Origin of the sequence: Streptomyces phytophilus, from assembly GCF_013870535.1 — a bacterium.
Taxonomy (GTDB): domain Bacteria; phylum Actinomycetota; class Actinomycetes; order Streptomycetales; family Streptomycetaceae; genus Streptomyces; species Streptomyces phytophilus.
This window is the reverse complement of sequence record NZ_JACBXC010000341.1, coordinates 1-5,298: the sequence shown is the minus strand read 5'-3', so window position 1 is coordinate 5,298 and position 5,298 is coordinate 1. Positions and strand designations below refer to the sequence as shown.

Below are 5,298 nucleotides of genomic sequence, written 5' to 3'. Positions count from 1 at the left end.
CGCGCAGCCGGCTCTGCGGCAGCGACCGCAGGCGGTCGGCGATCCGGTCAACGGCGGTCACGAAGTCGAGCACGTCGAGCACGAGCCGAGCTTAGGGCCTGTCGTTTGGGTCTTGCCGGATGAGGGAGCGGCGGCTGGTGCTGTGCATCGCAAGGCGGAGGAGGGAGGCGACGCGGAGCGTCGTTGACCGACGACAACGCCGCGAGGTGCAGTGCCAGGCGCCGCGAGCCCGGCGAAGACCCAAACGACAGGCCCTAACCCGCCGGTAGCCCACCGGGAGGTTCGAGCTGCCCCGTTCCGGGTGGTTGTCAATCGGCGCGCCCTCAGGCACGGTGCTGAGAAGGACTGCATACCGGAGGCGCCGATGTCCCAAGTCTTCTCCGCAGAAACCCACCGGAACCTGCTCTCCCGCATCCCCCACTGCACCGGCCGTGAAGTCTCCGACTGGCTGCGGACCGTCGAGGACGGTCCCTGTCTCCTCCGCTTCGAGGAGAAAGTGAGCTGGCTCCGTGGCGAGCACAACCTGGCGTACGGCCACGCCAAAGCGATCATCCACGAGTACGACCTGAGGCGGGCCGCGCGCAAATTGCTCTAGGAGGGGACTGAGCGCACCCCTGGCGCAGCGACCGAGCACACGGCACGGCGAAGGGCCCGCGGGAGGGCAGTCCCTCCGCGCGGGCCCTTCCGACGGGCACGTCCGCCCGTCTCCCCGTTCCCCCGTACCCCCGTACGGCCTTGGCGCTACTCGCTCTTGATGGCCGCGAGCATGTTCAGCCGCGACGCCCTGCGGGCCGGCCACAGCGCCGCCAGCATGCCCACCAGCGCCGCGCCGGCGAGGAAGTAGCCCATCCGCTCCCACGGCAGCACCAGCGAGTAGGTGTCGAGCGAGCTGGAGATCAGCTCGCCGGCGGCCCAGCCGAGGAAGACGCCGAGGCCGATGCCGAGCACCCCGCCGAAGAGCGAGATGACCAGCGACTCCAGCCGGACCATCCGCTTGACCGCGCGCCGGTCCAGGCCGATGGCGCGCAGCATGCCGATCTCCTGGGAGCGTTCGAAGACGGACATGGCCAGCGTGTTGATCACGCCGAGGACCGCGACCAGGACGGCCATGCCGAGCATGGCGTAGAGGATGTTCAGCATCATGCTGATGAGTCCGGCGATGGCCTCGGAGACGTCCTCCTCGTTCATCACCGCGATGGCCGGGTTGTCGCCGAGGGCGGCCTCCAGCTTGTCCTTCATCGCGCCGCTCTCGCCGCCCTCGGTCTTCAGCCAGACCTCGAAGTCGGTGATCTTGTCCACGTGCGAGTTCACGACCGAGGTGTCGAGCATGATGCCCTTGATCATCTCGTTGCCGTGGTAGATGCCGGAGACGGTCAGCGCGCCCTTGGCGCCGTCCTGGTACGTCACCTCGATGGTGTCGTCCATCTTCCAGCCCTCGTCCTCGGCGGTGTCGTCGTCGACGATCGCCTTCGCCGCGCCGCCGCCGGCCGGGACGCCCTCGGCCAGGCCGTCGAACGAGCCCTCCGTGAAGTCCAGTTCGAGCAACTGCCCGACGGCCTCGCCCTTGACGGCGGTGAGGTCCTCCTCGTCGCCGCCGATGTCGACGGGCACGGTGCGCAGCGGGGAGGAGGCGGTGACCTCGTCGAGTTCGGAGAGCTTCTTCTCCACCTCCGGGCTGAGCGGCGTGAAGTTCGACATGGAGACCGAGTAGTCGGCCTTCATGGCGTCGGTGGCCATCTTGTCGATGGCGTGGGAGATTCCGCTGCCGATCACCGTCAGGCCGGTGATGAGGGTGAGCCCGATCATCAGCGCGGAGGCGGTGGCGGCGGTGCGCCGCGGGTTGCGTACGGCGTTCTGGCGGGCGAGCTTGCCGGAGACGCCGAACATCCGCAGCAGCGGCGCGGCGAGCGCGATCAGCGGCCGGGACAGCAGCGGCGTGAGGACGAAGATGCCGATCAGCAGGACCGCGGCGCCGCCGCCCATGAGCGCCTTGCCGTCGTCCGCGGTGGTGCCGGCGACGACCATCAGCGCGCCGCCGCCCGCGATGACCGCGCCGATGACGTTGCGTACGACGAGGCTGCGGGTGGACGCCTGGGCGTGCACGCTGCTCATCGCGGCGACCGGCGGGATCTTCGCGGCCCGGCGGGCGGGCAGCCAGGCGGCCAGCACGGTCACGACGATGCCGACGACGAGCGAGACGATCACCGTCGTGGGCGAGACGATCAGCGGCCCGTCGGGCACGGTCTGGCCGGTGGCGCCCATCAGGGAGCGCAGCCCGGCGCCGATGCCGGCGCCGGCGGCGAGGCCGGCGAGCGCCGCGACCGTACCGACGGCGATGGCCTCGAAGAGCACCGAGCGGGTCACCTGGCGGCGGCTGGCGCCGACGGCCCGCAGCAGCGCCAGCTCCTTGGTGCGCTGGGCGACGAGCATGGTGAAGGTGTTGGCGATCAGGAAGATGCCGACGAAGAGCGCGATGCCGGCGAAGGCGAGCATGGCGGTACGCAGCCCGTCCATGCCCTGCTCGATCTCCCGGGCCTGGTCGTCGGCGAGCTTGGTGCCGGTGAGCGCCTCGGACTCGGCGGGCAGGATCTTCTGCGCCTCGGCCCGCAGTTGCCTCTCGGAGGTGCCGGGGGCGGCGGCGAGGTCGATCTCGGTGTACTCGCCGGGCTTGGTGAAGAGGTCCTGCGCGGTCTTCGTGTCGAAGAGGACGAGGCTGCCGCCGGCGGCGACGTTGCCGTCGTCGGTGGTGAAGATGCCGGTGATCGTCGGTTCGAGTACGGGGCCGTCGACGGACATCCGCGGGGTGTCGCCGACCTCGTAGCCGGTGCGCTCCGCGGTCTTGGCGTCGATCGCGATCTCGTCGGCGCTCTCGGGCCCGCGGCCGTCCTGCATCGGGTACCGGGGGTCCTCGCCCCGGCCGCCGTCGCCGTCCGCGGCGGGGTAGTAGTTGGCGCCGCTGGTGGACCAGCCGTCGCCGACGAGGTCGCCGTCCTTGTCGGCGAGCGCGGCGAACCCGGCGACGTTGCCCGTGGCCGACTTCGCGCCGGGCAGGGCGGCGGCCTCGTCCAGCAGGTCCTGGGTGAGCGGGGGCGGGTCGCCGGGGCGGCCCTCGTCGGCGTCGTCGTCGGGCTGGAGGCGTACGTCGACGTGGTCGAAGCCCTGCTCCGAGCTCTTGGTGTAGGCGTCGGAGATGGTGGAGGTGAAGACCAGGGTGCCGGACACGAAGGCCACGCCGAGCATGACGGCGAGCACGGTCATCAGCAACCGGGCCTTGTGCGCGAACACGTTGCGCAAGGCGGTGCGAAGCATATGGGGTCAGTCCTGTGGTGGAAGCCGGTAGCGGGCGGCCTGCTGGGTCAGCGAGCGGGGCTCAGCTGACCCGGCCCTTGGCGTCGAAGCGCTTCATCATGTCCAGCACCTGCTCGGAGGTCGGGTCGCGCAGCTCGTCGACGATGCGGCCGTCGGCGAGGAAGACGACGCGGTCCGCGTAGCCCGCGGCCACCGGGTCGTGCGTGACCATGACGACCGTCTGGCCCAGCTCGCGCACGGAGTTGCGCAGGAAGCCGAGCACCTCCGCGCCGGAGCGGGAGTCGAGGTTGCCGGTGGGCTCGTCGGCGAAGATGATCTCGGGCCGGGCGGCCAGCGCCCGGGCGACGGCGACGCGCTGCTGCTGGCCGCCGGAGAGCTGGCTGGGGCGGTGCTTGAGCCGGCCGGACAGGCCCACGGTCTCGACCACCTGGTGCAGCCACTGCTCGTCGGGCTTGCGGCCGGCGATGTCCATGGGCAGCGTGATGTTCTCCAGCGCGTTCAGCGTCGGCAGCAGGTTGAACGCCTGGAAGACGAAGCCGACCTTGTCGCGGCGCAGTTGGGTGAGCTTCTTGTCCTTCAGCCCGGTCAGCTCGGTCTCGCCGATGCGCGAGGAGCCGCCGGAGATGGTGTCGAGGCCGGCCATGCAGTGCATGAGGGTCGACTTGCCGGAGCCGGACGGCCCCATGATCGCGGTGAACTCGCCCTGCATGAACTCTACGGAGACGCGGTCGAGGGCGACGACCTTCGTCTCGCCCTCGCCGTAGACCTTCGTCAGCTCGGTGGCGCCGGCCGCCGCCACGGGGGCGTACGCGGTGCCGCGGCCGGAGGCGCCGGGGATGGTGGTGGTCACGGCGGTGGGCTCCTGTCGGGAGGGTGGTGTGCAACCTGTCCCCTCCATCGTTGCTGCGGATCCGGTCGTCCGGATCAGCCCGCGCTCCCGTTCCGGGCGAGACCGAGGAGGTACTCCGGCTCCCGGGGGGTCCTCCTCGGGTATGACCCGGACCCTGACGAACGCATGGGGCGAGGGCCCCGAGAGGGGCAATAAGGGTAGTGGAATTTCATCCGAGGACTTCTTCGACAACTCGGGCCTAATTCAAGCCAACATCAGTCCGTAGATGGCCAGTTCGGCCCATCCGCACCGCTACTCTGGTTACGCGCCATGCGGTGGTCCGTACGCAGCGTGTGCGGGCCGGGAGTCCTGCCCGGATGGTGGAAAGCAGACACGGCGACCTTAAAAGTCGCTGGCCTTCGGGCCGTGCCGGTTCAAGTCCGGCTCCGGGCACCTCCCGGCAAGAGGTCGTCGACCTGCGAAGACGACTGGTCAGCAACGGTGACCCCGCCCCTCCGGGGCACCGCTGACGCCCCTTTGGGCCTCGCCCCGGCAGTCTGGAACCGGCCACTTCGCTGAAACGTTCACCCCGGCCCCGCCCCCGCAGCTCCGACCACTGGGCACCCCCGCGTCCCGGCCACCGCGCCCCGCCCCCTCTCATCCCGTCCTCAGAATCCGCAGGTAGCCTCCCGCGCACGCGGTCGAGGACCCCCGGCGGGAGGAGTGGGAAGTGGTGCGCGGAACGGTGGCGCTGGCGCGGGCGGCGGTCGTGGTGCGCGCGGGCGCGGCGCCGCTGTGGTGGCTGGGTATCGCCGCCGCGGCGGCCGGTGCCTGGCAGGACGGGCTGACCGGCCAGTGGATAGGACTCTACGCGGGCGCGGCGCTGTTCCTCCTCGTCGCCCCCGCGCTCTACACGGCGCGCCGCGGGCGCTGCCTGGCGCAGGCGCGCAAGGCCCAACGGGCGGGCCGCGGCGCGGTGTTGCAGGATCGGGCCGTGACCGTACGGGCATGGCGGCGCGCGCGCCGGTGGTGGCTGGCGGCGGCGTTCGCCGTCGCGGCCGGCTCGGCGGCGGCGATGCCGATCGCGGGCGGGTTGGCGCTGGCCGGAGCCGGTGCATGGCTGCGGGCGAAGGCCGCGTGGCTCGGCCGCTGGGAGCGGG

The 5,298-nt window shown here is 71.3% G+C and carries 5 protein-coding genes and 1 tRNA gene; 4 read left to right on the top strand and 2 right to left on the bottom strand.

Features of this window, described 5'->3' with window-relative positions:
- Positions 1 to 187, top strand: a 187-nt coding sequence (locus H5J30_RS35970; RefSeq protein WP_220188987.1) for a hypothetical protein, incomplete at its 5' end; no start/stop codon positions are given.
- Positions 188 to 364: 177 nt separating this feature from the next.
- On the top strand, positions 365 to 595 hold the full coding sequence (locus tag H5J30_RS16505) for a DUF4287 domain-containing protein (protein ID WP_018838348.1): 231 nt from the start codon (positions 365 to 367) through the stop codon (positions 593 to 595).
- A 146-nt stretch (positions 596 to 741) separates the two neighbouring features.
- Here H5J30_RS16505 and H5J30_RS16500 read toward each other — a convergent pair whose 3' ends face one another.
- Entirely contained in the window at positions 742 to 3,309 is a 2,568-nt protein-coding gene (locus tag H5J30_RS16500) for an ABC transporter permease (RefSeq protein ID WP_181788187.1), read from the bottom strand.
- A gap of 61 nt (positions 3,310 to 3,370) precedes the next feature.
- Positions 3,371 to 4,159, bottom strand: a complete 789-nt coding sequence (locus tag H5J30_RS16495; RefSeq protein WP_181788186.1) for an ABC transporter ATP-binding protein — start codon at positions 4,157 to 4,159, stop codon at positions 3,371 to 3,373.
- A gap of 350 nt (positions 4,160 to 4,509) precedes the next feature.
- Here H5J30_RS16495 and H5J30_RS16490 point away from each other — a divergent pair.
- Both H5J30_RS16490 and H5J30_RS16485 read left to right on the top strand, forming a co-directional pair.
- A tRNA-Leu gene (locus H5J30_RS16490) sits at positions 4,510 to 4,591 on the top strand.
- 277 nt (positions 4,592 to 4,868) lie between these two features.
- Positions 4,869 to 5,298, top strand: a 430-nt coding sequence (locus tag H5J30_RS16485; protein WP_181788185.1) for a hypothetical protein, incomplete at its 3' end; no start/stop codon positions are given.

What these genes read in the sequence shown, in the direction of transcription:
- H5J30_RS16500 (WP_181788187.1), bottom strand. Translation starts at nt 3,309, where the DNA reads ATGCTTCGCACCGCCTTGCGCAACGTGTTCGCGCACAAGGCCCGGTTG.
- H5J30_RS16505 (WP_018838348.1), top strand. Translation starts at nt 365, where the DNA reads ATGTCCCAAGTCTTCTCCGCAGAAACCCACCGGAACCTGCTCTCCCGC.